The organism is uncultured Campylobacter sp. (genome assembly GCF_937949835.1).
Taxonomy (GTDB): Bacteria; Campylobacterota; Campylobacteria; order Campylobacterales; family Campylobacteraceae; genus Campylobacter_B.
On the sequence record NZ_CALEDC010000152.1, the window covers coordinates 1 to 2,118 of the forward strand.

The following is a 2,118-nucleotide window of genomic DNA, read 5'->3' on the forward strand; positions in this document are numbered from 1 at the left end:
CAAGTACGCCCAAAAGCCGCGTCTGTCGTCTTGCAACATGCAAATGCCGATCCTGCCGTAAAATTTGCAAATCCATCTGCCCTCCTTTTAAATTCCATCGCCTTAAATTTCATCGCTGCGGATATTTTTGCAGGCCGAGCGGCGCGAAATTTTAGCGTAAATCTTAACGCTCGCTGCGATTCAAAAGCCTTGAAGACTCATAGCGCGCGAAATTTTAGCGCGATATTTGACGCCGAGGCGTGCTTTTAACATACCGCGTCGTATCTGCGCGCGAGCGAATTCTATGCGACGGCATGATCTCGACTCCTGCGCGCTGTCGCTGTACGGACGCGTGAAGCTTACCATTTACGCAGTGCCTATGTCTAGGCTGTTCCGGAGCATCCGCACGCGGAACCTACTCCTCTATGCGCCCCTCCCAGACGGCGGGAGCATCAAGCTCTGTGTATGAGTTTAAAATTTCATACGGCTCGTAGCTAAATTTATACGCTAGGCTCGGGCACTGCTTTACCGCATAGCCCAAATAAATCCAGCGCAGCCCCAGATCTTGGGCAAACTCGATCTGTTTTAAAAGCGAAAATTTACCCAGACTTAGATGCGGCAGATACGGATCGTAGTAGCAATACACCGAGCTGATGCCGTCATCCACGATATCGATGAGATCGACGCAGATAAGCCGCCCGTCCTCGCCGTAGTAGGAAATTTCTTTGCCGAAGTCGCCGTGGCCCTGGACGTAAATTTCATCATATCGCTCGAAATCGATCTCTTGCAAAGGCCAGCCCTTTTTTAGATGCATGTAGTCGTGATAAAGCGCGAAAAGCTCCAAACGCGCATCGTTTAAAAGCGGGCGAGATTGCCATACATAGGCGGTCGTGCGATTATTTTTATAGACGCGGCGGTGCGATCTGCTAAACTTAAAATTTGCGGCATCGATGCGTAGACTTTTGCACTCCACACATCCCGCACAAATGGGCTTTTGAAAATACCTGCCGAAGCGGCGGTAGCCGTGCTGCACTAAGCTTGAATTATACTCAAAGTCGCAGTCTTTTATGTAGAGATACTCGCTGCGTGCGACTCTGCCGCCTAGATAGGGGCAGGCAAAATCCAGCGTACAAAATGGAATTTCAGTCATTCAGCTTTTTGATATTCGCCGCGTCCACGTATTTTAAAAACTCGTCTTTAAGACGCTTTTCGCGTGCGGCGATGCTCTCTTTGGCTACGTCAAATTCCTCTGCGACGCCGTCTAAGCCGCCCCCGCTATCATCATCTCTGAAAATATCTTTAAACTCGTCGCGATTTGGATTGGGCCTTTTAGGCTTTTTGGGCGCGGAGCTTGCCGCCTTGTCCTTAAGCATATCCTTTTTTATATCTTTTAGGCTATCTAAAAAATCCATGCTCTTTCCTAAATCCGCGCCGATTTGCGCATCGCAGCAGCGATAGCGGCGATCGCTTCGTTTTTATTCGGCTGCATATCGTCCATAGTGTTTTCTAAAATTTTGTCTAAATTTTTCTCTACATAACTCGTGTCGAAAAAGCCGAGTCGGAATTCGCGCGATTTGCTAATGCTGAGCAAAAACGGAATGATAGTGCGCACTCCCTCGATGCGAAACTCCTTCAGCGCGCGCTCTAGCTTATTGACGGCCAGGTCGTAGTCGGTGGTTTTGATGATGAGCTTGGCTAAAAGCGAGTCGTAAAACGGCGGAATTTTATAACCTTTGTAAATGTGGCTATCGACGCGCACGGAAGGACCAAGTGCTGGATAATAATCGCTAACGGTGCCGGGAACCGGGGTGAAATTTTTCCAGACGTTTTCGGAGGTAATACGCGCCTCGATCGCGTAGCCGTGCGGCTTAATGTCGCTTTGCTCAAGCTCTAAAATTTCGCCGTTTGCGATGCGGATCTGGCGCACGACGAGATCAACGCCCGTGACCTCCTCGGTGATGCCGTGCTCGACCTGGATACGGGTATTCATCTCCATAAAATAGAAGTTGTTGTAGTCATCGAGCAAAAATTCCACCGTGCCGACGTTGGTATAATTCACCGCTTTTGCCGCAGCGACTGCAGTCGTACCCATCGTCTTTCGCAGATGCTCGCTTATCGAGGGGCACGGCGCGATCTCGA

3 protein-coding genes and 1 pseudogene are annotated in these 2,118 nt (G+C 49.7%); 1 reads left to right on the forward strand and 3 read right to left on the reverse strand.

Translation table 11 applies throughout. From position 1 onward, the window contains the following. Positions 1-249, forward strand: a 249-nt coding sequence (locus tag Q0256_RS03300) for a hypothetical protein (protein ID WP_297960018.1), incomplete at its 5' end; no start/stop codon positions are given. A 145-nt stretch (positions 250-394) separates the two neighbouring features. Here the strand turns inward: Q0256_RS03300 and Q0256_RS03305 are convergent. From Q0256_RS03305 to Q0256_RS03315, 3 genes and pseudogenes are all read right to left on the reverse strand, one after another. Further along, on the reverse strand, positions 395-1,129 hold the full coding sequence (locus Q0256_RS03305) for an arginyltransferase (protein ID WP_297960020.1): 735 nt from the start codon (positions 1,127-1,129) through the stop codon (positions 395-397). Further along, on the reverse strand, positions 1,122-1,391 hold the full coding sequence (locus Q0256_RS03310; RefSeq protein WP_297960022.1) for a hypothetical protein: 270 nt from the start codon (positions 1,389-1,391) through the stop codon (positions 1,122-1,124). The genes Q0256_RS03305 and Q0256_RS03310 overlap by 8 nt, the downstream gene beginning before the upstream one ends. A gap of 8 nt (positions 1,392-1,399) precedes the next feature. Beyond that, positions 1,400-2,118: pseudogene (locus Q0256_RS03315) on the reverse strand (acetyl-CoA carboxylase biotin carboxylase subunit); the annotation flags it as partial.